Genomic DNA, 22,702 nt, shown 5'->3' with positions numbered 1-22,702 from the left:
CAGGCAGGCGTACCCGGGCAACCCCGGCGCGTTACGCCTACCTTGTGGTCATGGGCAAGCTTGCCGGAGTCGTGTGGGACGACACGCTGCTGGGCTACGACATGGGGGCCGATCACCCGCTCAACCCCGTGCGGCTGGACCTGACCATGGGCCTGGCGGGGGCGCTGGGCGTGCTGGACGGGATCGAGCCGGTCAGACCGGCCCGAGCCACCGAGGACGAGGTCTTACGGGTTCACTCGGCCGAGTACATCGCGGCGGTGAAGGCCGCGCCGGAGTCGCCGGTGGACGTCGGCCACGGCCTCGGCACACCGGACAACCCGGTGTTCGCCGGCATGCACGAGGCGGCGAGCCTGGTGCTGGGCTCCTCGCTGGCCGCGGCCGAGCTGCTGCTGTCGGGGGAGACGGACCGCGTGGTCAACATCGGCGGCGGCCTGCACCATGCGATGCGGGACTCGGCTGCCGGTTTTTGCGTGTACAACGACTGCGTGGGGGCGATCGACCGGCTGCTGGACCGCGGCATCGAGCGCGTGGCGTACGTGGACACCGACGTGCACCACGGCGACGGCGTGCAGGCGGCGTTCTACGACGACCCGCGCGTGCTGACGATTTCCCTGCACCAGCACCCGGCCACGCTGTTCCCCGGCACCGGTTACGCCCGCGAGCTGGGCGCCGGCGACGCGTACGGCATGTCGGTGAACCTGCCGCTGCCCCCGGGCACCACGGACGAGCACTGGCTCCGTGCGTTCCACGCCGTCGTGCCGTCGCTGCTGCGCGCGTTCCGGCCGCAGGTGCTGGTGACGCAGTGCGGCGTGGACACGCACCGGGACGACCCGCTGGCCCACCTCGGGTTGACGGTGGACGGCCACCGTGCGATCTACCAGGCGTTGCGCGAGCTGGCCATCGAGCACGGCGGCCGTTGGCTGGCCGTGGGCGGTGGCGGCTACCAGCTGCGGCGCGTGGTGCCACGGTCCTGGACGCACCTGCTGGCCACGGCGCTGGACCGCGACATCCCCGTGAAGACGGCGCTGCCGGGGGACTGGGCGCAGCGGCTGGGTGTGCCGGACATGACCGACGGCGGCGGCACGGCGTTCCAACGCTGGTCCGGCGGCGGCGGCGACCCGGTGGACATGGCCGTGCTCGGCACGCGCCGCGCGGCGTTCCCGCTGTTCGGGCTCGACCCCGACGACCCGAGAGACTGAAGCCGTGGACCCGTACGACTACCCGCGGCAGTGGGAGGCCGACGTCGTGCTGTCCGACGGCGGCACCGTCCACCTGAGACCGATCACCCCGGACGACGCGGACCGGCTGCTGGCCTTCCACGGCCGGCTGTCCGAGCGCACCCGCTACTTCCGCTACTTCGGGCCGTACCCGCGGATGCCGCAGCGCGACCTGGAGAGGTTCAGCACGGTCGACCACTGCGACCGGGTGGCCTTCGTGGCCATGCTCGGGCACGACATCGTCGCCGTCGGCCGCTACGACCGGCTGCACGACACGGACTCGGCCGAGGTGGCGTTCGTGGTCGAGGACCCGCACCAGGGCCGTGGGCTGGGGTCGATCCTGCTGGAGCACCTGGCCGCGGCGGCGCGGGAGAGCGGGCTGACCCGCTTCGTGGCCGAGGTGCTGGCCGAGAACGGCCAGATGGTGCGCGTGTTCCGCGACGCCGGCTACCAGATCGCGCGGTCGTTCGAGGAGGGCACGCTGCACCTGGAGTTCGCGCTGGACCCGACGGCGCAGTCGGTGGCGGTCGCGCGCTCCCGTGAGCAGGCGGCGGAGGCGCGCAGCGTGCGCAACCTGCTCACGCCGCGCTCGGTGGCGCTGATCGGCGCGTCCACGGACCACGCCAAGGTCGGCCACGCGGTGCTGACCAACCTGCTGGTGGCCGACTTCGCCGGGCCGGTGTACCCGGTCAACCCCGAGCACCGCTCGGTGCGCGGCGTGCGGTCGTACGCGTCGGTGCTCGACATTCCCGACGACGTCGACCTGGCGGTGGTGGCGATCCCGGCCGCCGGCATCGAGGACGTGCTGGACGCCTGCCTGGCCAAGGGCGTGAAGGCGCTCCTGGTGGTGTCGACGGTGATGGACCGTGAGGCCGAGCGGCGGCTCGTGTCGCAGGCGCGGGCGCACGGGATGCGCGTCGTGGGGCCGAACGCGCTCGGCGTCGTGAACACCGATCCCGAGGTGCGGTTGAACGCCACGCTGGCGCCGAAGCTGCCGGGGCGTGGCCGTACGGGCTTCTTCTGCCAGTCCGGCGCGCTGGGCATCGCCATTCTGGCCACGGCGGCGGAGCGTGGCCTCGGGTTGTCGACGTTCGTGTCGGCCGGCAACCGGGCCGACGTCTCCGGCAACGACCTGTTGCAGTACTGGGCCGACGACCCCGACACCGATGTCGTGCTGCTGTACCTGGAGTCGTTCGGCAATCCGCGCAAGTTCGCCCGGCTGGCCCGGAGGCTGGGGCGGCGCAAGCCGATCGTGGCCGTGAAGACCGGTCGGCACGCGATCAACACCGGTATCGCCGGCACGGTCGCGGTGGACGAGGCCAGCGTGCAGCAGCTGTTCGAGCAGACCGGCGTGATCCGCGTCGAGTCGCTGGGGCAGCTGTTCGACACGGCTCTGCTGCTGGCGCACCAGCCGCTGCCGGCCGGGCCGCGGGTGGCGGTCGTCGGCAACTCCAACGCCATCGGGCTACTGGCCGCGGATGCGTTGCTGGCGCAGGGTTTGGAGCTGGCGCGGGAGCCGGTCGACGTGGGTGCGCACGCCGGGCCGGAGGAGTTCGCCGAGGCCGTCCGGTCCACCGCGCGGTGCGAGGACGTGGACGCGCTGGTGGTCGTGTTCGTGCCGCCGATCGCCATGCCGGCCGCCGCGTACGCCAAGGCGCTGCGCGAGGCCGCCACGGGAAAGCCCGTGGTGACAACGTTTTTGGCGGTCGAGGGCGTGCCGGACGAGCTGGCGGTGCCCGGTCCGGACGGGTCGCCGTCGCGCGGCTCCGTGCCGTCCTATCCGAGCCCGGAACGAGCCGTGTCGGCGCTGGCCCGCACCACGCGGTACGCGCAGTGGCGGTCCCGGCCGCGCGGCGAGTTCCTGCGGCCGGAGGGCATCGACACCGAGCGGGCCCGTGAGCTGGTGCTGAAGACGTCCAGCGACGAGGACGTGGTGGCTCTGCTGGCCTGCTACGGCATCGAGGTCGTTCCGTTCCGCACGGTGTCCACTGTGGACTCGGCCGTGGCCGCCTGCGAGGAGCTGGGCTTCCCGGTGGTGCTCAAGTCGACCAGCGAGCAACTTCGACACCGTACGGATTTCCTTGGCGTACGGCTGGATCTGGGCAGCCTGGAGGCCGTCCGCGCGGCGTACCAGGACCTGGTCGAAGTCTCCGGGTCGACCGAGATGTACGTGCAACGCATGGCGCCCAAGGGTGTCTCCTGCCAGCTGGGGCTCCAGGACGACCCGTCCTTCGGCACGCTGGTCAGCTTCGGGCTCGGTGGCGTGGTCAGCGACCTGCTCGGCGACCGGGCCTACCGGGCCGTGCCGATGACCGACGTGGACGCGGCGGCGCTGGTCCGCGCGCCCAAGGCCGCCCCGTTGCTGGCCGGCTATCGCGGCGGGCATCCCGCCGACCTGGCCGCGCTGGAAGACCTGGCGCTGCGGCTGTCGGCGCTGGCCGAGGACCTGCCCGAGGTGCGGCAACTGGTGCTCGAACCGGTGCTGGCCTCGGCGGCGGGGGCGTATGTGAGTTCCGCGCGGATCACCGTCGGCGAGCCGCCGTCGCAACCCGACACCGGCCCCCGCCGGCTGAGACAGATTGTATCCGAGTAGCTGGCGCGGTTTCGGAGTAGCGGTCAGGGATTGGTGGCGAACCGCACCGGTTTCACGAACACCGCCGCGCGGCGGTCCTCGGCCATCGCGCGGTCGTACTCGTCGAGATCGTCGTGCTGGCCGCCGGCCGCGTGGTAGATGTCGCGCAGCAGCCGCGGCAGGTCGGTGACGCCGGGCAGCTCGTCGTCCGGACCGGCGATCTCGGTCGGGCCGGACACCGAGATCCACTCCCAGCCGGCCCGGAACACCAGCGTCGCCTCGCCGCCGCCGCGCAGGTTGGCCAGCTTGGCCGTGTTGCCACGGGACACGAACGCCACCGTCGGCTCGCCGGTGACCGGATGCGGGAAGACTGTCGCGTTGAGCACGGACGTGCTGGGCTTTCCGTTGGCGCGCAAGGTGACCAGGACGGCCAGCCAGTGCTCGCGACTGGCCAGCTCGGTGATCCGGCGCAACCCCTCGTTGATCTCCACGAGACCCACTCTAAGGTGGTGAGCCATGCCAACGCCGTCGCATCGCGCAGGGGAACCCGTTCGCGCCGGCATCCCGGAGCACGGGCGCGTGCCGCGGTACTACGCGGTCAAGACGCGGCTGCTCGGGCTGATCGAGGAGCTCGGCGAGGGCGTGGCGCTGCCGTCGGAACGTGAGCTGGCGGAACGGTTCGAGGTGTCGCGGGTGACGTTCCGGCAGGCCGTGAGCGAGCTCGTGCTGGAGGGGCGGCTGGTGCGTCGGCAGGGCGCCGGCACGTTCGTCGCGCCGCCCAAGCTGGTGCAGCCGCTGGCCCTGGTCTCGTACACGGAGGGCATGCGCAGCCAGGGCGTCGAGCCGAGCCGCTATCTCGTCACGGCCGAGCACATGGCCGCCGACGACCGGCTGGCCGAGGACCTGGCCATCGCGCCGGGCGACCCGGCGCTGCACATCGAGCGGGTGCTGCTGGCCGATTCGGAGCGGATCGGGCTGGAATCGACCTATCTGTCGGCCCGTCGCTTTCCCGATCTGTTGTCGGAGTTCGATCCGGCCACCTCGTTGTACGCCTATTTGACACAGGCGGCGGGTATTGTGTTGGCGCAGGCCGAGGAACGGGTGGAGACGGTGTTGGCCACCCCGCGGGAAGCGCTGCTCATCGGCACCAATCCGGCCGTCCCCATGCTGTTGCTGCACCGGCTGACCAGGGACGAAGCCGGTGTTCCGATCGAGCGTGTGCGATCTCTGTATCGCGGTGACCGTTTCAGCTTCATAACGCAGCTGAATCTGTGACGTCGTTTCCCCGGGGTCGACAGGGGAGTGTTGTGAGCAGAACGGTTGCGCCGCCGGCACGTCGGCGCCTGCCCAAGAACTGGCGTGCCGTCGGCCGGCCGGCGCTCATCGCCTCGGTGTTGATCGCGCTGGTGCTCGTCACCGACATCGTGGAGACCGCCGCCGACATCGCCGGCGCCGCCACGGTGGACGACGTCGTCCTGTGGATCAACGCCGGCCTGTTCGTGCTGGCCGGCGTGGCGTTCATCGGGTGGCTGTGGCGGGCCCGGGCCAATGCCGAACTGCTCGTCGGCCCGCACGGCCAGCGGCTGACCCGCGAGTGGGTCATCGGCTCCTGGTTCTGCCCGGTGGTCAACCTCTGGTTCCCGTACCAGGTGGTGGTCGACGTGTGGCGGGCCAGCGCCCCCGATCGCGGCTGCCTTCGCGACGGGCTGGTCGTGTGGTGGTGGATGACTTTCGCGGTTTCGTGGCTTTTCACCCGATTCATCACGCTGGTCGGCATTGTCGACGTGGCCCCGCTCCTCTTGTCGTGCGCCTTGAATCTGGCTTCCGGCGTCTTCGCCCTGCTGGTCGTGCGGCAAATCAGCGACTGGCAGGCGCTGCCCCGCACATAACGGGGGTTGATCCGTGACTTTTCGGCTGTACTGTGCCCTCCGGGTCGGGGTTTCATGCCCGAAGGGGGAAGTCGTGGAGTCGAATCACAGACCGCCGCTCGGCGCGCCGATGTCGGCCGATTACCGGCGTGGCCACACCGGCTGGCAGCCGGTCGGCGGTTTGGGCATGGCCGCGTCGGTGTTGATCGGGTTGGTGGCGTTGCTCGCCGGCCTGCGCACCATCGCGGTGGTCAGCGGGCGCGTCCAGCTGGCCCTGCTGTACATCCTGCTCTACGTCGTCGCGCTGATCGCCGCCGCGGTCGTGTTCATCGTGTGGGTGCGGCGGGCCCGGGCCAACGTCCATCTCGTCGCCGGTCAGCGGTTCGCGCCGCGGCAGCGCGGTTACTGGGCCCGGTTCTCCTGGGTCGCGCGGTACGTGAGCGATGTGTGGCGGGCCAGCGCGCCCGACGGCCATGGCGGCGAGCGCCTGGTGATGGCCTGGTGGATCACCTGGCTGGCCAGCAAGCTCGTGCCCGCGCTCGACCGCGGCGTGGCCGACCGGATCCCGGTGGCCGTCGTCGCCACCGTCCTGGAGATCGCCGCCGCCGTGCTGGCCATCGTCATCATCCTGCGCATCAGCAAGTGGCAGCGCGTCTCCCCGGTGTGACCCGCCGGACCGACAGCTGATTTGCCCCTCCCCACCGGGTTTTCCGGCGTACGGTTGCCGGCGGGGAGGGGACGAGAATGACGTATGAGCAGCCGGCGGTGGTTCGCCCCAACGGTGGTCTGGCCAGTCTTGTTCAGGTGGCCATCGGCCTGAGCGCCGTGGTGCATGTCGGTGCGACGCAGTCCGACTTCAGGGTTCAGAATCCCGTCGTCACCATGGTGTTCATGGCGGTGGACGCGCTGGTGCTGGCCGGCGCGGCGGGGTTGTTCATCGCCTGGCTCTGGCAGGCGTGGGGCAATGCCGAAGTGATCGTCGCGCCGCGGAAGATGCGCTGGCAGCGCGGCTGGACGATCGGCAGCTGGTTCGTGCCGCTGGCCAACTTCGTGCTGCCGGCGCTGGTCGTGGCCAACGTGGCCGACGCGAGCTCGGGCTGGCGGCGGTCGTCGCGGCGGTTCGTCACGCTGTGGTGGCTGCTGTTCCTGATCACCGAGATTGCCGGCCACGGCTACTTCAACACCTACTCGTGGGTGACCCGTGGCGGCGAGATCGTCGAGTACCACGTGCAGCGGTACACGCTGCACTCGACGCTGTCGCTGTGGATCGTGATGACGGTGCTGGAGGCCGCGACGACCGTCATGGCGATTCTGCTGGTCCGACGAATCACAGCGATGCAGACCGCGGCAGCGACCGCGCCGTCCACCGCGACCTGACGGGCATGTCAGGAAGGGCCCCTTACTGACGTTCAACGTGAGGTTCGGTCCCTTGATCTTGCCCAGACACTTAAGCCTTGACTTGAGTGTTGAACGCGCCGATACTCAAGTGTGTGCTTAACCATGAGCTGGACCGGGTGTTCCAGGCGCTGGCCGACCCGACCAGACGGACGCTGGTCGACCGGCTGACCCGCGGCCCGGCCTCGGTCAGTGAGCTGGCCGAGCCGCTGCCGATCACGCTGGCGGCGGTGGTGCAGCACCTTCAGGTGCTGGAGGCGTGCGGCCTGGTCCGTACGGAGAAGGTCGGCCGCGTCCGCACCTGCCAGATCGACCCGGCGGGGCTGCGGGCGGCCGAGGACTGGCTGCACGAACGCCGCACCGCCTGGGAACGAAAGCTGGACCGGCTCGCCGACGTATTGGAGGAGAAGCCATGACCGTCAAGCATTCGACGTTCACCATCGACCGGACCTACCCGCAGCCGCCGGCCAAGGTCTTCGCGGCTTTTGCCGACCCGGCAACGAAAGCGAGCTGGCTGATGGCTCCCGGCCACCAGCACGAGCTGGATTTCCGGGTCGGTGGCACGGAAATCGCCCGCGGCGGCGAGTTGCGATTCGAGGCCACGTACCGGGACATCGTCGACGGCGAGCGGATCGTCTACAGCGCGACGCTGCACGACGGGGACAAGCTGTCCACGGTTTCGCAGACCACCGTCGAGTTCATCGCCGACGGCGGCGGCACGCGGCTGGTGTTGGCCGAGCAGGGCGCGTTCCTGGACGACATGGAGCAGCCGGAATGGCGTGAGCAGGGCGTGACCAGCCAGCTCGACACGCTGGCCAAGGTCCTGGCGGGGTAGCCGCCGAAGGCGACTACCCCGCTGTGGGCACTACTTGCCGAACCCGGCCTTGCGCAGCGCGTCGGCCATGGAACCGCTGGCCGGGCGCTCTTCGCGGCGCGGCTGACCGCCACCCCGCTTGCCGCCACGGTTCTGGTCCGGCCGGCGCTGACCGCCGCCGCCCTTGTTCTGTGCGGCCGAACCGCCGCGTTCGGGCTCGTCCTCCAGACGCAGCGTCAACGAGATGCGCTTGCGCGGGATGTCCACGTCCAGCACCTTCACCCGCACCACGTCACCGGACTTGACGACGTCCCGCGGGTCCTTGACGAAGGTCTTCGACATCGCCGACACGTGCACGAGGCCGTCCTGGTGCACACCGATGTCGATGAACGCGCCGAACGCGGCCACGTTGGTGACCACGCCCTCCAGCACCATGCCCGGCTTCAGGTCGCCAAGCTTCTCGACGCCGTCGGCGAAGGTCGCCGTCTTGAACGCCGGGCGCGGGTCGCGGCCGGGCTTCTCCAGCTCCTTGAGGATGTCGGTGACGGTCGGCAGGCCGAACTTGTCGTCGACGAACTCGGCCGGCTTGATCGCCTTCAGCTTGCCGCTGTTGCCGATCAGCTCGGTCAGCGCCAGGTTGTTGGCGGTCAGGATGCGCCGCACCACCGGGTAGGCCTCGGGGTGCACGCTGGAGGAGTCCAGCGGGTCGTCGCCGCCCGGGATGCGCAGGAAGCCCGCGCACTGCTCGAACGCCTTGGGGCCCAACCGGGCCACGCCCTTGAGCGCGTCGCGGGAGCGGAACGGGCCGTTGGCCTCGCGGTGCTGCACGATGTTCTCGGCCAGCCCGGCCCCGATGCCCGACACCCGGGTCAGCAGCGGCGCGGACGCGGTGTTCAGGTCGACGCCGACGGCGTTCACGCAGTCCTCGACCACGGCGTCGAGCGACCGGGACAGCTTGGCCTCGGCCAGGTCGTGCTGGTACTGGCCGACGCCGATGGACTTCGGGTCGATCTTGACCAGCTCGGCCAGCGGGTCCTGCAGCCGCCGGGCGATGGACACCGCGCCGCGCAGCGACACGTCCATGTCCGGCAGCTCGGCCGAGGCGAAGGCGGACGCCGAGTAGACCGAGGCGCCGGCCTCGGAGACGACGATCTTGGTCAGCTTCAGCTCGGGCCGCAGCTTGATCAGGTCGGCGGCCAGCTTGTCGGTTTCCCGGGAGGCCGTGCCGTTGCCGATGGAGACCAGCTCCACCTTGTGCTGCTCGCACAGCTTGGCCAGCGTGGCCAGGGACTCGTCCCAGCGGTTGGCCGGCTGGTGCGGGTAGATCGCGGTGGTGGCCACGACCTTGCCGGTGGCGTCGACGACCGCGACCTTCACGCCGGTGCGGAAGCCCGGGTCGAGGCCCATGGTGGCGCGGGTGCCGGCCGGCGCGGCCAGCAGCAGGTCGCGCAGGTTGGCCGCGAACACGCGCACGGCCTCGTCCTCGGCGTCCTGGCGCAGCCGGCCGCGCAGGTCGACGCCGAGGTGCACGAGGATGCGGGTGCGCCAGGCCCAGCGCACGGTGTCGGTCAGCCACTTGTCGGCCGCGCGGCCCTGGTTGTCGATGCCGAACCGGGCGGCGATGCGCAGCTCGTAGTCCGACGGCTGGCCCTCGACCGGCTCCTCCGGCTCCAGGCTGAGGTCGAGGACCTCCTCCTTCTCGCCGCGGAACATGGCCAGGATGCGGTGCGACGGGAGCTTGGTGAACGGCTCGGAGAACTCGAAGTAGTCGCTGAACTTGGCGCCGGCCTCCTGCTGGCCGTCGCGGACCTTGGACACCATCGCGCCACGGGTCCACATCTGCTCACGCAGCGCGCCGATCAGGTCGGCGTCCTCGCCGAAGCGCTCGACCAGGATGGCCCGCGCGCCTTCCAGCGCCGCCGCGGCGTCGGCCACGCCCTTCTCGGCGTCCACGTAACTCGCGGCGGTCGCCTGCGGGTCCTGGGTCGGGTCGGTCAGCAGGCCGTCGGCCAGCGGCTCCAGCCCGGCCTCGCGGGCGATCTGCGCCTTGGTCCGCCGCTTCGGCTTGTACGGCAGGTAGATGTCCTCCAGCCGGGCCTTGGAGTCGGCGGCCATGATCTGCTCGCGCAGCGCGTCGTCCAGCTTGCCCTGCTCGGCGATCGACTCCAGGATCGCGGTGCGCCGCTCCTCCATCTCCCGGAGGTAGCGCAGGCGTTCCTCCAGGGTGCGCAGCTGGGCGTCGTCAAGGCCGCCGGTTGCTTCCTTGCGGTAGCGGGCGACGAACGGCACCGTCGAACCGCCGTCGAGCAGGCCGACGGCCGCGGTCACCTGCCCGTCCCGCACGCCGAGCTCGTCGGCGATCCTCTGCTCAATGGACATCACGGCGTCGATTCTGCCGTCTGGGTGGTATCGGCTTCGATCCGCCCTGGGATAACGAATTGGTAACTGCTCTAGTCCATGCTACGGTCGGGCCCGTGCGAGTACTGGTCGTCGGCGGAGGCGTGCTCGGGACGATGCACGCATGGCAGGCCGTGCAACGCGGCCACGAAGTCCTTCAGATCGAACGAGAACAGCAGGCCAGGGGCGCGTCCGTGCGCAACTTCGGCCTGGTGTGGGTGGGCGGCCGCGCGCCCGGCGAGGAGTTGGCGACCGCGCAGCGGGCCCGTGAGCTGTGGGAGGAGATCGGCCGTCAGGTCGACGGCATCGGCTTCCGGGCCAACGGTTCCTTGACCGCGCTGCGGACGCCGCTGGAGCTGGCGGTCGCTTCGGAGGTGGTGGCCCGTGATGATGCCGCCGAGCGTGGTCTGAAGTTGTTGACGCCGGCCGAGGTTCGGGCCGTGAACCCGGCCCTGCGTGGGGAGATGCTGGGCGGCTTGCTGTGTGAGCGGGACGCTGCGGTTGAACCCCGCGTGGCGCAACCCGCGCTGCGGCAACACTTAGTGGCGTCTGGGCGGTATAGCTGGCTGCCGGGGCGTGAGGTTCGGGCGTTGCTACCTCATGGCGTACGCGATGATCACGGCGATGTGCACGAGGCGGATCTGGTGCTGCTGTGCACGGGGGCGGTGCTCGGCGGGCTGGTGCGGGAGATCGTCGGCGAGGTGCCGGTGCGGCGGGTTCGGTTGCAGATGATGCAGACCGATCCGTTGGATTCTCGGCTGACCACGTCCATCGCTGACGGTGACAGCTTCCGGTACTACCCGGCTTATCGTGGTGCCGCACTGGATGCGCTGAATGCTGAGCAGCCCCAGTCGGCCGTTGCCGTCGAGCACAAGATGCAACTCCTGATGGTGCAACGACTTGACGGCTCGTTGACGATCGGCGACACCCACGAGTACGACGAGCCGTTCACCTTCGACGTCGACTCGGCACCGTACGGGCACCTCGTCACCGTGGCGGAATCCCTGTTGGGGCGGGCACTTCCGCCGATCCGCCGGCGTTGGGCCGGCGTGTACGCGCAGCACACCGATCCGGCGATGGTCGTGCACCGGGCCGCGATCGCCGACAACGCCTGGCTGATCACCGGACCCGGTGGCCGGGGCATGACCTGCTCGCCGGCCATCGCCGAGTGCACTTTCGTGGAGGCTGGACTGTAATGATCAACCTCGGGATAACATTGGCAGTAATGGACATGGCCGGCACGACGGTCGCCGACGACGGCCTGGTGGAGCGCGCCTTCGCCGAGGCCGTCGGGGCCGTCGGAGTGTCCACATCGGACGATCGGTTCCCGGCGATGCTGGACCACGTGCGGGCGACCATGGGCCAGTCCAAGATCGTCGTGTTCCGGGCATTGTTGCCGGAAACCGAGGCGCAGCAGGCCAATTCCGCCTTCGAGGCCGCCTATGGCCGACTGGTCGAGGCCGGGCACTGCGAGCCGATCCCCGGGGCCGAACAGGCGATCAAGGATCTGCGGGCCGCCGGCGTGAAGGTCGCACTGACCACCGGTTTCGCCCGTCCCACCCAGGACGCCATCATCGCCGCCCTGGGCTGGTCCGACCTGGCCGACATCGCCCTCACGCCGGCCGATGCCGGTCGCGGACGGCCGTTCCCCGACATGGTGCTCACGGCCGTGCTGCGCTTGGGGATCGACGACGTCCGGCACGTCGCCGTGGTCGGCGACACCCCGTCCGACGTGGTCAGCGGCCTGCGGGCCGGCGCGTCCATCGCCGCCGGCGTGCTCACCGGGGCTTCGACCCGGTCGGAATTCGAGGCGGTGCGAGCAACTCACGTGTTGGAGTCGGTGCGGGACCTGCCGGCCCTGCTCAGCTGAGGGCCAGTTCCACGGTCTGACGCCAGTTCATGGCCCGGCCCTCGGCGAACAGGGTGTCGTAGGACTGCGCGCCGAGGGCGTCTCGGGCCGTGGCCAATCCGCTCGTGAACATCCGGGTCACCGAACGGCTGATCATCCCCGGGCTGAACTGGTCGGCGAGCGGGGCAACGGCCCCACCAAGGCGGGCGGCCCGGGCCGGATCGCGCCGGCGCGCGGCGATGGCCGTGAGATAGATCAGTCCGTGCACCATGATCAGGGGTGCGCCGACCGGCTCGAGGATCATGACCGCCTCGCGGATCATCGGTTCGGCCGCCGCCCACTCGGCTCGCCAGGTCAGGATGACGGCCCGCCAGAACAGGATCACTCCCAGGTCCCATGGCGCGCCGGCCCGGCGGCGTTCGGCCTCCAACGCGATCAGCTCGCGTTCGGCCTGCTCACGCCGGCCCAGCTGAAAGTCCATATTGGCCCGCAGCGCCCGTACGCCGCCATGGGTGCTCGGCCAGTCCAGGTGCCGCAGCACGGTTTCGGCCTCGGTGAAGGTGGCGTGGGACAGGGCGTAGTCCTCGGACCAGATCCCGATGTGGGCCCGCCGGCACAGCGCCGAGGCCAGCACCTCGGGATCGCCGCCGAGCCGGGCCCTGGCAACGGCATCGTCGGTCAGCCGGGCCACCTCGGCCAGGTCCCGGCCGGTCACCGTGTACGCGTAGTGGGCGAGCACACCGGCCTGGTCGCTGTCGGCCAGTATCTCCCTTGCCCACTGCTGGTACTCCCGGAAGCTGCCGCCGACCAGCCAGAGCGGGTGGAAGTCGAGGATGGCGGCGCAGCGGGTGAACTGACCCCGGTCGAGCAGCCGGCGCATGGCCACCCGCAGGTTGTCCTGCTCGGCGGTCAACCGGACGAACCATGCCCGCTGGTCCGACCCGTCGACTCCGTACCGGGCCTGCCGCATGAAGCCCTCGACATACGCGGCATGGCGTTCGCGCAGCTGGTCCAGATTGCCGGTGGCCAGGGCGAAGCCGCGGACCGTCTCCAGTATGGTGAAGCGGTGGTCGCCGTCGCGGACGATCAGGCTGGCGTCGAGCAGCGCGCCGAGCAGCCTCAGCGTCGTGGTCAGGTCCAGGTCGGCGACCTCGGCTGCGGCGGGCGCGGTCCAACCGCCGGCGAACACCGAGGTCGCCCGCAGCATGGCCTGCTCGTCGGCCGTCAACAGGTCGTAGCTCCAGGCGATCGTCGCCGACAGCGCCTGATGCCGCGCCGGCAGGTCCCGTGCACCGTCGGCGAGCAGGTCGTGGGAGTAGGAAAGCTGTTCCAGCAACGCTTTCGGCGACAGCAGCCGGGTTCGGGCCGCCGCGAGCTCAATGGCCAGCGGCAGGCGGTCCACCCGCTCACAGATCGCGTCGACCGTCTCGGCGTCGAGGTCGTCGGCAGCCCCGGCCTGCTGCGCGCGTTCGGTGAACAACTCGACGGCCGCGTGCCGGTCCAGCGACTGCACCGGCCTTAGTTGCTCCCCGCCCAACCGCAGCGGCGCACGACTGGTCGCCAGCACCGTCAACCTCGGCGCGGCGTCCAGCAGCCAGCTGATATCCGGGCCGGCGTCCAGCAGGTGTTCCAGATTGTCCAGCAGCAGCAACGGATTTCGGTCCCGCAGGTACGTCTGCACGGTGGTGCGCAGCGACACCCCGGTCAGGTCCTTGATGGCCAGGCTGGTCGCGATCGTCGGCAGCACCAGGCTCGGGTCGCGGACCGGGGCCAGCGGCACCACCGTGACGCCGTCGGCGAAGCTCGTCTCCAACTCCCGTGCCGCCGCCAGCGCCAGCCGCGTTTTGCCAACGCCGCCCGGGCCCGTCAGCGTCACCAGGCGGGTTTTCCCAACCCGCTCCACCACGTCCGCCACATCCCGATCACGGCCGATCAGCCTTGTCCGGTGCGCCGGCAGCGCCTCTTCCGGCTCTCGCGGCGGCAGCGGATCCAGCGTCGGATCGTTGCGCAGCACCGCCACTTCCAGCCGTTGCAGCTCCGCTCCCGGGTCGATCCCCAGCTCGTCCGCCAGCCTCGCCCGTGTCTTCCTCGCCAGCTCCAGCGCTTTCGTCGACTGGCCCGCCCGGTGCAGCGCCAGCATCAGCTGCCCCACCAGCCGTTCCCGGGTCGGGTGATCTTCGACCAGCGTCGTCAGCTCCCCCAGCACTTCGTTGTGCTGTCCCAGCCGCAGCCGCGCATCCACCCGGTCTTCGATCGCGACCAGCCGCGTCTCTTCCAGGCCTCCGCACAGCCGCTCTCTTGTCTCCTGTGCCGCCTCCGCCAGCGCCGGCCCCCGCCACAGCTCCAGCGCCCGATCCAGCAGTCCCAGCTTGGCCACGTCATTCGGCGCCAGCCTCGCCCGCGCCACCCCGTCCAGAAACCGGTTCGCGTCGATCCTCATCGGATCCGCCCGCAGCACGTATCCCGCGCTCTCCGTGGCAATCGTCATGTCCCCGTCGTCGGCCAGGATCGCCCGCAGGTTCGACACCGCCACCTTCACCGCGTGCGGCGCACTCCTCGGCGGGCCTTCCGGCCACACCAGGTCGACCAGCCGCTCCACCGCCACCGGCCGGTTCACTTCCCACGCCAGCAGCCCCAGCACCAGCCGCTGTTGCCGCGGCCCCAGCGCCACCACGTCGCCCCCGACGTGTGCGCTCACCGCCCCCAGCAGCCGTAGTTCCATCACGTCCGAATATAGCGAGGTACGTTCCCGGCCGATGTGCTTACGATGCCGACGTGACAGCGATGGGGTGGAGTTTCGGCGTGCTCGGTGACCTGATGTGGTCGCGGCTGCCCGAGACCCGGCGAGGGCCCGCGTCGGGACCCCATTCGTTACTCCTTGTGGCACGGGTGTCCGGCCAGTGGGTTCGAGAATGGGAGAGGGCATCGTGTTGTCCGCTGTGTCGATCGAGTTGAGCCGCCACGACTGGGGGTCGCTCGTCGCGGGCCAAGGCACGGCCGCCGAGGTGCCCGCGGCGGTGGCGGGCTTGGTCGCCGCGACCACTGCCGAGGAGGCTGACCGGCACACCGGCTGCCTGGTTAACGGGGTGGTCGTGCAGTCCAACCTGTTCGAGGCGGCGGTGCCGCTGGTGTCGGTGCTCTGCGCCGCGCTGACCGACGACCTGTCGGCGGCGGCTCGGCGTGATGTGCTCCTGCTGATCAGCGAGATCGTCAACGGCGACACCCACCACAGCGAGATCGAGGCGGGCCGACCGGACCTGGAGGTGCGGGCCCAGGAGGTTGCCAGGGCCGGGTTGTGGCTGTTCTACCGCGAGCTGCTGCACGGGAATCCGGCCGATACCGAGGAAGTGATGGACATCCTCAACGTCGTCGACACCGACCGGGCCCGCTTCGAGCAGTTCCGGGATCAGGTGAAGGCCCGACTGCGAGCCTCCTGACTACAGCTCGATGTCCCCTTGCACGCGGATGAAGGTCTCGGTGGCGAAGACCTGTTCGTATTGCTGAGGTGTCAGCTGGGCGGCGGCGGAGCTGGTGAGCTGGCTGCGGTGTTCGAACAGCGCCTGGCGTTTGCGGTGCACGTACGGTCCCAGCTCGATGCGGGTGGTGATCCGCTGCTCGATCAGCTCCAGTACCCGCTTCCGCTCCCCGTCCGGCTTCGGCCGCTCGATCCCGTTACGTCCCAGCGCTTCCCTCAGCTGCTCGGCCCGCTTCGCCCCGTGCGCCCCGAAGTACAGCGTGGTCTCCGGCAATACCGCCAGCGCCGTCGCGGCGGCCGCGTGCCGGTGATCCACGTGCTCGTGGCCCGCGTCCGGGTTGTGCGTCAGAACCACCTCCGGCCGGTACTGGGCCAGCAGGACTCGCACCCTCGCCGCTACTTCCTCGACCCCTACGGCGCTGAACACCGTTGTGTCGGCCCACTTCGCCCAGCCCGGCAGGCCCGAGTCGTGATATGCCAACCGTTCCACGGTCTGCGCGCCGAGCCTCCCGCACGCGGCATCCAGCTCCCGGCTCCGCGCCTCCGCCACCCGCCGTCGGTCGTGCCCCGCCTCCCCAGGTTTCACCCCGCCCACGTCATCCCCGAACTCCCCGTTCGTGCACGACACCAGCACCACGCGGACGCCCGCGTCCGAATACAGGGCCAACACCCCGCCCGCACTCGTGCACTCGTCATCCGGATGGGCGAAAACTCCGAGCACTGTCCGAACCGTCATCCTCGGCGACCTCCCGGTGCCATCCTGTACGGATCGCGCGGAGAAGGAGACCGAAATGGCGGAGCCGCACAACTTCATCAGCGGCGAAGTCAGCGGCCAGGTCATCCAGGCCGGCCGGATCGAGGCCTTGTCGTTCCGAGGCGGGCCTGCTCTGGTGCCGCGAGAGACCCCGCCCATGCCGGCCCACTTCGTCGGGCGGCAGGACGAGCTCAGGACTCTCGACCGGCTGACCGAGGCCGGCGGGCCGACCATGTGCGTGGTCCAGGGCATGGGCGGTGTGGGCAAGACGGCCCTGGTGGTGATGTGGGCCGAACGGATGGCCGGCAAGTTCCCGGACGGCCAGATCTTTGTCGACATGCGGGGGTATTCGGCCGCCGGCACGCCGCTCTCGTCGGCCGAGGTACTGGGACTGGTCCTGCGCTCCCTCGGGGTCACCGCCGATGAGCTGCCAGCCGATCTGGACGCTCGTGCGAGTCAGTTCCGCACCCTGGTCAGCTCCAGACGGCTGCTGATCATCCTTGACAACGTGGCCGCCGCCGAGCAGGTGCTGCCGCTGGTGATCGGATCCGGCGACTGTCGACTGGTGGTCACCAGCCGCCAGTCGCTGAGCGAACTGACCCTGGCCACCTCCCGTGTCTCGGCGTTCAGAGTCGACCCGATGAGTCCTGATCTGGCGCGAGAGCTGCTGGATCAGGTGCTCGGCCTTGACCGGACGGACGCAGAGCCCGACGCGGTGGCAACCATCATCAACGAGTGCGCGGGTCTGCCGCTCGCCCTTCGGATCGTGGGCGCACGTGCGGCGGACAGCAAGCGGCCGCTGGCCGAGCTGGCGACCGAGTTGGCGGCGGTCGGGGCCGGAGAGTTCGGCGAGATCTCGGTGGAGACCGCGTTCTCCTGGACGTACCAGCACCTCTCGGCCAACGCGGCGCGGCTGTTCAGGTTTCTCGGCCTGCATCCCGGTGGTCAGGTCACGGTCGAAGAGGCCGCCGCGCTCGTCGACCTGCCCCCGAACACCGCGACTGACGCACTCGACGAGCTCGTCAGACAGAACATGCTCGCCGGTGACTATCGGCTGCACGCGTTGGTCCATTCCTATGCTCACGAACTGCTGCTCTGGGAGGAGGAGCAGGAACGGCTGGCGGCCGAGGGGCGGCTGCGGAAGATCACCAGGCAGCCCCGGCAGAACGTGGACTGGGCCGATGACATGCCGGCGCGGGTCGACCGGCTCAACCGCACGCCGCTGGCGGGCGTCCTGGCGGATCGGTTACGGAAGGCGCAGCAGGAGCAACCAGATGTGTCCTTCCTGATCCACCTCGATGGGCCCTGGGGAGCGGGCAAGACGAGCCTGCTGAATCTCCTGCAAGACCGTCTGCACGGCACGAACGTCGTGATGTTCAATGCCTGGCGGTATGCGCGCGTGGAACCGCCCTGGTGGGCGTTGATCACCTGCATGCGCGATCAGCTGATCGGCCGGCGGCAATGGTGGCTGAGGATCAGGGAGACGGTGGCCCGGATAAGGAGATCCGGGGCGTCTTATCTGCTGGCGATGTTGGTGCTGGTGCTGCTCGGCGTCGGGGTGGTGATGCTGCTGGGGCCGATTCCGTTGACACCGAAGGACTTTGGGGACTACGGCAAAGCGGTGGCGGGGGGACTGGCCGCGCTGGCCGTGTTGTGGTCGGCGGGGAAGGTCGTGAGCCGCCTGCTGCTGTGGAACTCGGCCCGGGGTGCGCGGCTGTTCGAGCAGTCGCACACGAACCCGATGCACGAGGTGACCGAGCACTTCGCCTGGCTGGTGGAGCATTCCCGCAAACCGGTGGTGTTGTTCATCGACGACCTGGACCGGTGCGACGAGAAGTTCGTGGTGGCGATCCTGGAAGCGGTGCAGAACCTGGTCCGGGACGCCCCGGCGGGCACGGGGAGGATCCCGCGGGCGGCGAACTTCGTGGTGGCGGCGGACGGGGCGTGGCTGCGCAGGGCGTACGAGAAGACGTACGAGAACTTCCAAGGGGCGGTGGATGAACCGGGCCGACCGCTGGGGCATCTGTTCCTGGACAAGCTGTTCCAGCTGAGCGTGCCGATGCCGGCAATGGGAACGCAGGTCCAATCGGGCTACTTCGACACGCTGCTGGGCATCGCCCCGGCGGCGCGAAGAGAGCTGACGGAGGAGGTCCAAGAGGTACGCGCCCGAGTGGTGAGCGGCCGCACCGAGGGAGACGTGCTCGAGGCGCTGGACAACGCCAGCCCGGCGGCGAGGCAGGCGGTGATCTCCGACGCGGTCACGAAGATGTCGGCGCCGGAGGTGAGCGAGGCGACGGAGCACACGCTGCAGAAGTTCGCCCCGCTGCTGCTGGCCAACCCCGAGGCATGAAACGCTTCGTCAACACGTACAGCGTGCTGCGCATCCTGCGCACGATGGAGAGCACCACCGTGGGCACGGACCCGCTGGCGCTGTGGACGATCATCCTGATCCGGTGGCCCCTGCTGGCCGGCCACCTGGAACGCGATCCCGAGCTGATCGAGGTGATCAAGGCCGACGGCGAGATCCCGGAACCGCTGCGTTCCCTGGAACCGACCGTGCGCCGGTTCCTCACGGACGCGCCGACGGAACTGACCCCGGCCCTGATCCGGTCGTGTTGCGGCGGGCAGGTCGGCTAGACGCTGATCAAGGGCACGAGGACCTCGTCGACGATGGCGAGGATGACGTCGTCGGTGATGGGGCCGTTGTGGGTGTGGAAGTGGTCGCGCATGAGGGCGGGGCCGACGGAGGCGACGCGGGGGGTGAGGGCGGCGGGGCGGGCCTGGCCACGGAGGACGGCGCGCTGGATGAGGTCGAGCATGAGCTGGTTGCGGCGCTCGACGAAGCGCTCGCGGTGCAAGGTGAGGGCGCCGGGGACGGCGTCGAGCTCGGCGATGACGGAGCGGACGGCGACGCCGAGGGGGCTGTTGAGCGCATCGGCCATGGCGCGGAGGGCGGCGAGGAGGTCAGCGCGGAGGTCGCCGGTGTCGGGGAGCTCCTCGACGGTGGGGAAGACGTTGAGGATGGCGTCCATCATCAACTCGGCGCGGCCGGGCCAACGGCGGTAGAGGGAAGCCTTGCTGGTGCGGGAGCGCTCCGCGACCCGCTCCATGGTCAGGCGCTGGTAGCCGACCTCAACCAACTCGTCCAAGGCGGCAGTGAAGATCGCCCTGTTGAGCTCGTCGCCGCGCCGCCGCGGCCCCTTGCGGTGATCCACGCCACCCGTCCGTTCGAATAGAGTCCGTTGCGTTCTCTAACGCCCGAGGCTACCGTGGAGATAGAAAACGTTTCGTTCTCTATGGGGGAGTCCTCGTGCGTGTTCTCGTAGTCTCGGCCCCCGGCGTGGGGCATGTCTTCCCGATGGTGCCGTTGACCTGGGCTTTGCGCGCGGCCGGACACGACGTGCTGGTCGTCACGTCGAGTGACGGCCTGGCGGTCGCCGACGCGGGCCTGCCGGTGGTGGACGCGCTGCCCGGCAGCAACGTCCGCGACCAGTTCGAACAGCTCCGCCGGCAGGACCCGGAACGCTTCGCCGAACTGGCCAATCGCCGCGTCACGGACGTCCGCGAGGTGGGGGCGATCCTCCCGTGGCTGACCCGCCCCCTGCTGCCGGGCACGATGGCGGCGGCCGAGCGATTCCGCCCGGACGTGGTGCTCCAAGGCGCGATGGGCGGCTCGGGCCTGGTCGCGGCGGCCAAGCTGGGCGTGCCCTGGGTCGGCCACGGCTTCGGCTTCCTGCGCGGCGGCCAACTGGCCGAGACGTTCCGCGAGCACATGGCCGACGGGTTCGAGCAGTACGGCGTCGACCTGCCGGAACGCCGCGCCTACGTCGATGTCGCGCCGCCGAGCATGGCCGAGCCGGAGGGGTGGCCGATGCGGTACGTGCCGTACAACGGCGGCGGCGTCGAACCGTCCTGGCTGGCGGAGGCGCACAAGCCACGCGTCGCGGTCACCCTCGGCACGGTCGCGCCCTCGATGAACGGCCTCGGCCCGGTCGAGCGGATCATCGAGGCGGCGCCGGGCGTCGACGCCGAATTCGTGCTGGCGCTGGGCGACAAGGTCGACCTCGACGGCCTCGGCCCGCTGCCGCCGAACGTCCGGGCGGCCGGCTGGGTGCCGCTGAACTCGTTGCTGGCCACCAGTTCCCTGCTCATCCATCACGGCGGCGCCGGCGCCGCGATGACGCCGCTGGCCATGGGCGTCCCGCAGCTGGTCGCGCCCAGCGGCGCGGACCGGCACATCAACGCGGCCGCCGTGCACGACCGCGGCGTCGGCCTCCAGGTGGAGGAGCACGAGCTCGACGCCGGGGTGATCAACCACCTGCTCGCCGAGGACAAGTTCCGCACCGCCGCGGCCGAGGTCGCCGCCGAGGTCGCGGCCATGCCGTCGCCGCCGGAGGTGGCCGCGCGGCTGGCCGATTTCGTTCGGGGTTGAACCGACCCGCGTTACCGCTCGTGTCACCCACACTCGACTCGATCGGCACGGGGGTGCGTGGGACATGTGTGAGCGACCGGAGTTACCGAGGATCGTCCCGACGGCGACGCCGGCCGGGGCGAAAGTGTGGCTGGTGACCGGATATCAGGACGTCCGGGCCGGGCTGGCCGACCAGCGGCTGAGCAAGGACACGCGGGCCGTCGAGCACGTGATCGACGGCTGCGACATCGACGGCCAGGCGCTGCGGGCGCTGCCCCTGGCGGTCGCGGAACCCTTGCTGTGCCCCGAATCGGCCGACCGGCTGCGGCGGCTCGCCGACGAGGTGTTCACGCCTGATCACGTGGAACCACTAAGGCCGCTGATCGGGTTGCTGGCAACAGAGTTGCTCGCGCCGCTGCACGACCAGCGGTCGGTGGACCTGGTCGCCGAGGTGGCCCGGCCGCTGCCGCTGCTGCTCACGTGCGAGCTGCTCGGGCTGCCGGCCGACGACAAAACCCGTTCGTGGACGGAGATTCTGCTCGCCGTCCACGAACGGGCCGGCTCGGCCCAGGCCGACAACGAGCTCATGTCGGCCTTGGCTGCCACCAAGGCGTCGCCCGACGAGATGCTGAACCTCGTGGCCATGCTGGTCATCGGCGCCGTCGAGATCGCCGGCGGCTTCGTGGCCAACGCGATGACGGCGCTGCTGGCCGACCCGCGCCGAATTGCCTTGGTACGCAACGAGCCCGCGCTGCTGGGCGATGTCGTCGCCGATCTGGTCACCGGCAGCGATCCGTTGCATGTCGGCACATTCCGCTGCACCACCGAACCGGTTCGGTTGGGCGGCACGGTGATCCCGGCCGGTGAGGTCGTCATGCTGGCCGGCATCGACTGTCCGTCCGACCGCCGCTTCGTCGGCACGGTCGGGCTCGGCGTGCAGTACCGAATCGGCGCGCTGCTCGGCCGCGTGTTGGCCGAGACCGTGCTGGAGCTGTTGATCGGCGACTTCCCCGACCTGCGCCTGGCCGTGCCGGCCGCGCGGATCCCTTGGCAGTTCACGAGATTGAGCCGGGCCGTGGAAAGCCTGCCGGTGCTGGTCAGCTGAGGCACGAGGCCCATTCGGTGAAGGTATGCCAGCCGACCTCGGGGTAGTCCGAGCGGAGTCGGCTGATGTCGACGTCCATGCCGACGCGCTCGAAGTACTCGAACATCGCCGCCAGGTCGGTCGAGTAGTGCGCCACGTCCTGGACGCTCGCCGCGTCGTACTCGATGGCACGGCCGAGTCGGGTGCCGAGCGTGCGGGCCATCTCCTTGCCCGTGCGCTCGTCCGAGGCGATGTCGATGCGGCGGCCGAGAAACTCCTCGCGCCGGCCGATGACCAGGGCCGCGAAGGCACCGATGTCGGCCGCGGCGATGAGCTTGAGCGGCGTGCCCGGCGACAGCGGCAGCGAGTACCGGCCCTGTCGCAGCGACCGTGCCGCCCAGCCGCCGGCGACGTTGTCCATGAACGCCGCCGGGGCGATCACCGTCCAGTTGTCGGTCGCCTGCGCGAGGTGCTGCTCCACCACCCACTTGCTGTCGAAGTGCGGGATGCCGGTGGCCCGGTCGGCGTTGGTCGCCGAGGTGAACACGATGTGCGCGACGCCGGCCCGCACGGCTGCGTCGACAGCGGTCACGCCCTGGCGGACCTCGGTGTCCAGGTCGGTGCCGAACGGTGTCGTGACGAGGAAGACCGCGTCGACCCCGTCGAACGCCCGGTCCAGCGACGCCGGGTCGTCGAAGTCGGCGGCGACGACCTCGATGCCGTCGAGCTCGACGGCATCGGGCCGTCGAGTCAGGGCGCGAACGTGATGGCCGGCCGCCACCAGCGCTCGGGCGGTCGCGCCGCCTTGGGTTCCGGTCGCGCCGGTCACCGCAACAGTCAAAGGTTCCATGCACAAAGTTTGACCG

At 70.2% G+C, this 22,702-nt stretch carries 21 protein-coding genes; 15 read left to right on the top strand and 6 right to left on the bottom strand.

Features of this window, described 5'->3' with window-relative positions:
- The first annotated feature begins 50 nt into the window (after nucleotides 1-50).
- Together M3Q35_RS24335 and M3Q35_RS24330 are read left to right on the top strand one after the other, a co-directional pair.
- The gene (locus tag M3Q35_RS24335) at nucleotides 51-1,199 is read left to right on the top strand and encodes an acetoin utilization protein AcuC (RefSeq protein WP_273934703.1); all 1,149 of its coding nucleotides are present in this window, start codon (nucleotides 51-53) and stop codon (nucleotides 1,197-1,199) included.
- Between the two features lie 4 nt (nucleotides 1,200-1,203).
- Nucleotides 1,204-3,810, top strand: coding sequence for a bifunctional acetate--CoA ligase family protein/GNAT family N-acetyltransferase (locus M3Q35_RS24330; RefSeq protein WP_273934700.1), 2,607 nt, complete (start codon nucleotides 1,204-1,206; stop codon nucleotides 3,808-3,810).
- A gap of 23 nt (nucleotides 3,811-3,833) precedes the next feature.
- Here M3Q35_RS24330 and M3Q35_RS24325 read toward each other — a convergent pair whose 3' ends face one another.
- Nucleotides 3,834-4,280 (bottom strand): pyridoxamine 5'-phosphate oxidase family protein, encoded by a 447-nt coding sequence (locus M3Q35_RS24325; RefSeq protein ID WP_273934698.1) that lies wholly within the window; start codon nucleotides 4,278-4,280, stop codon nucleotides 3,834-3,836.
- A 25-nt stretch (nucleotides 4,281-4,305) separates the two neighbouring features.
- On the opposite strand from M3Q35_RS24325, the gene M3Q35_RS24320 reads away from it, so the two are divergent.
- The 6 genes from M3Q35_RS24320 to M3Q35_RS24295 all read left to right on the top strand — a co-directional run bounded on the left by M3Q35_RS24320 (nucleotide 4,306) and on the right by M3Q35_RS24295 (nucleotide 7,887).
- The gene (locus M3Q35_RS24320) at nucleotides 4,306-5,064 is read left to right on the top strand and encodes a GntR family transcriptional regulator (RefSeq protein WP_273934696.1); all 759 of its coding nucleotides are present in this window, start codon (nucleotides 4,306-4,308) and stop codon (nucleotides 5,062-5,064) included.
- A gap of 32 nt (nucleotides 5,065-5,096) precedes the next feature.
- Entirely contained in the window at nucleotides 5,097-5,678 is a 582-nt protein-coding gene (locus M3Q35_RS24315) for a DUF4328 domain-containing protein (RefSeq protein ID WP_273934694.1), read from the top strand.
- Between the two features lie 73 nt (nucleotides 5,679-5,751).
- On the top strand, nucleotides 5,752-6,324 hold the full coding sequence (locus M3Q35_RS24310; protein WP_273934692.1) for a DUF4328 domain-containing protein: 573 nt from the start codon (nucleotides 5,752-5,754) through the stop codon (nucleotides 6,322-6,324).
- 77 nt (nucleotides 6,325-6,401) lie between these two features.
- Nucleotides 6,402-7,034, top strand: a complete 633-nt coding sequence (locus M3Q35_RS24305) for a DUF4328 domain-containing protein (protein ID WP_273934690.1) — start codon at nucleotides 6,402-6,404, stop codon at nucleotides 7,032-7,034.
- Between the two features lie 113 nt (nucleotides 7,035-7,147).
- Nucleotides 7,148-7,468 carry an ArsR/SmtB family transcription factor gene (locus M3Q35_RS24300; RefSeq protein WP_273934688.1) on the top strand — a complete coding sequence of 107 codons (321 nt, stop codon included), beginning with the start codon at nucleotides 7,148-7,150 and terminating at the stop codon, nucleotides 7,466-7,468.
- On the top strand, nucleotides 7,465-7,887 hold the full coding sequence (locus tag M3Q35_RS24295) for an SRPBCC family protein (RefSeq protein ID WP_273934687.1): 423 nt from the start codon (nucleotides 7,465-7,467) through the stop codon (nucleotides 7,885-7,887). The genes M3Q35_RS24300 and M3Q35_RS24295 overlap by 4 nt, the downstream gene beginning before the upstream one ends.
- 30 nt (nucleotides 7,888-7,917) lie before the next feature.
- Here the strand turns inward: M3Q35_RS24295 and M3Q35_RS24290 are convergent, their stop codons facing one another.
- Nucleotides 7,918-10,245: a Tex family protein gene (locus M3Q35_RS24290; protein WP_273944442.1), complete on the bottom strand. Its 2,328-nt coding sequence runs from the start codon at nucleotides 10,243-10,245 to the stop codon at nucleotides 7,918-7,920.
- Between the two features lie 95 nt (nucleotides 10,246-10,340).
- On the opposite strand from M3Q35_RS24290, the gene M3Q35_RS24285 reads away from it, so the two are divergent.
- Both M3Q35_RS24285 and M3Q35_RS24280 read left to right on the top strand, forming a co-directional pair.
- Nucleotides 10,341-11,459: a TIGR03364 family FAD-dependent oxidoreductase gene (locus M3Q35_RS24285; protein ID WP_273934685.1), complete on the top strand. Its 1,119-nt coding sequence runs from the start codon at nucleotides 10,341-10,343 to the stop codon at nucleotides 11,457-11,459.
- Nucleotides 11,459-12,133, top strand: coding sequence for a phosphonatase-like hydrolase (locus M3Q35_RS24280; RefSeq protein WP_273934684.1), 675 nt, complete (start codon nucleotides 11,459-11,461; stop codon nucleotides 12,131-12,133). Before M3Q35_RS24285 ends, M3Q35_RS24280 begins: the two co-directional genes overlap by 1 nt.
- On the opposite strand, the gene M3Q35_RS24275 is transcribed toward M3Q35_RS24280, so the two are convergent.
- A complete protein-coding gene (locus M3Q35_RS24275) occupies nucleotides 12,126-14,834 on the bottom strand; it encodes an AfsR/SARP family transcriptional regulator (RefSeq protein ID WP_273934682.1) in 2,709 nt (902 codons plus the stop codon). The genes M3Q35_RS24280 and M3Q35_RS24275 overlap by 8 nt on opposite strands.
- A 190-nt stretch (nucleotides 14,835-15,024) precedes the next feature.
- Here M3Q35_RS24275 and M3Q35_RS24270 point away from each other — a divergent pair, with 190 nt between their 5' ends.
- A complete protein-coding gene (locus M3Q35_RS24270; protein WP_273934680.1) occupies nucleotides 15,025-15,549 on the top strand; it encodes a hypothetical protein in 525 nt (174 codons plus the stop codon).
- Here the strand turns inward: M3Q35_RS24270 and M3Q35_RS24265 are convergent, their stop codons facing one another.
- Complete coding sequence (locus M3Q35_RS24265; protein ID WP_273934678.1) at nucleotides 15,550-16,323, bottom strand: PIG-L deacetylase family protein; 774 nt, start codon at nucleotides 16,321-16,323, stop codon at nucleotides 15,550-15,552.
- A 55-nt stretch (nucleotides 16,324-16,378) separates the two neighbouring features.
- Here M3Q35_RS24265 and M3Q35_RS24260 point away from each other — a divergent pair, with 55 nt between their 5' ends.
- Nucleotides 16,379-18,691 (top strand): P-loop NTPase fold protein, encoded by a 2,313-nt coding sequence (locus M3Q35_RS24260; protein WP_273934676.1) that lies wholly within the window; start codon nucleotides 16,379-16,381, stop codon nucleotides 18,689-18,691.
- Nucleotides 18,688-18,978 (top strand): hypothetical protein, encoded by a 291-nt coding sequence (locus M3Q35_RS24255; protein ID WP_273934674.1) that lies wholly within the window; start codon nucleotides 18,688-18,690, stop codon nucleotides 18,976-18,978. The genes M3Q35_RS24260 and M3Q35_RS24255 overlap by 4 nt, the downstream gene beginning before the upstream one ends.
- Here the strand turns inward: M3Q35_RS24255 and M3Q35_RS24250 are convergent.
- Nucleotides 18,975-19,556 (bottom strand): TetR/AcrR family transcriptional regulator, encoded by a 582-nt coding sequence (locus tag M3Q35_RS24250; RefSeq protein ID WP_273934672.1) that lies wholly within the window; start codon nucleotides 19,554-19,556, stop codon nucleotides 18,975-18,977. The genes M3Q35_RS24255 and M3Q35_RS24250 overlap by 4 nt on opposite strands.
- 95 nt (nucleotides 19,557-19,651) lie before the next feature.
- Between M3Q35_RS24250 and M3Q35_RS24245 the strand changes: the two genes are divergently transcribed.
- Nucleotides 19,652-20,773 carry a nucleotide disphospho-sugar-binding domain-containing protein gene (locus tag M3Q35_RS24245; RefSeq protein WP_273934671.1) on the top strand — a complete coding sequence of 374 codons (1,122 nt, stop codon included), beginning with the start codon at nucleotides 19,652-19,654 and terminating at the stop codon, nucleotides 20,771-20,773.
- A gap of 133 nt (nucleotides 20,774-20,906) precedes the next feature.
- Complete coding sequence (locus M3Q35_RS24240) at nucleotides 20,907-21,857, top strand: cytochrome P450 family protein (protein WP_273934669.1); 951 nt, start codon at nucleotides 20,907-20,909, stop codon at nucleotides 21,855-21,857.
- On the opposite strand, the gene M3Q35_RS24235 is transcribed toward M3Q35_RS24240, so the two are convergent.
- A complete protein-coding gene (locus M3Q35_RS24235; RefSeq protein WP_273934667.1) occupies nucleotides 21,850-22,686 on the bottom strand; it encodes an NmrA/HSCARG family protein in 837 nt (278 codons plus the stop codon). The two genes, M3Q35_RS24240 and M3Q35_RS24235, sit on opposite strands and share 8 nt — an antisense overlap.
- Between the last annotated feature and the right edge of the window lie 16 nt (nucleotides 22,687-22,702).

This window comes from Kutzneria chonburiensis, from assembly GCF_028622115.1.
GTDB lineage: Bacteria > Actinomycetota > Actinomycetes > Mycobacteriales > Pseudonocardiaceae > Kutzneria > Kutzneria chonburiensis.
The sequence above is the reverse complement of the archived record's forward strand: the minus strand, read 5'-3'. Positions and strand labels throughout refer to the sequence as shown.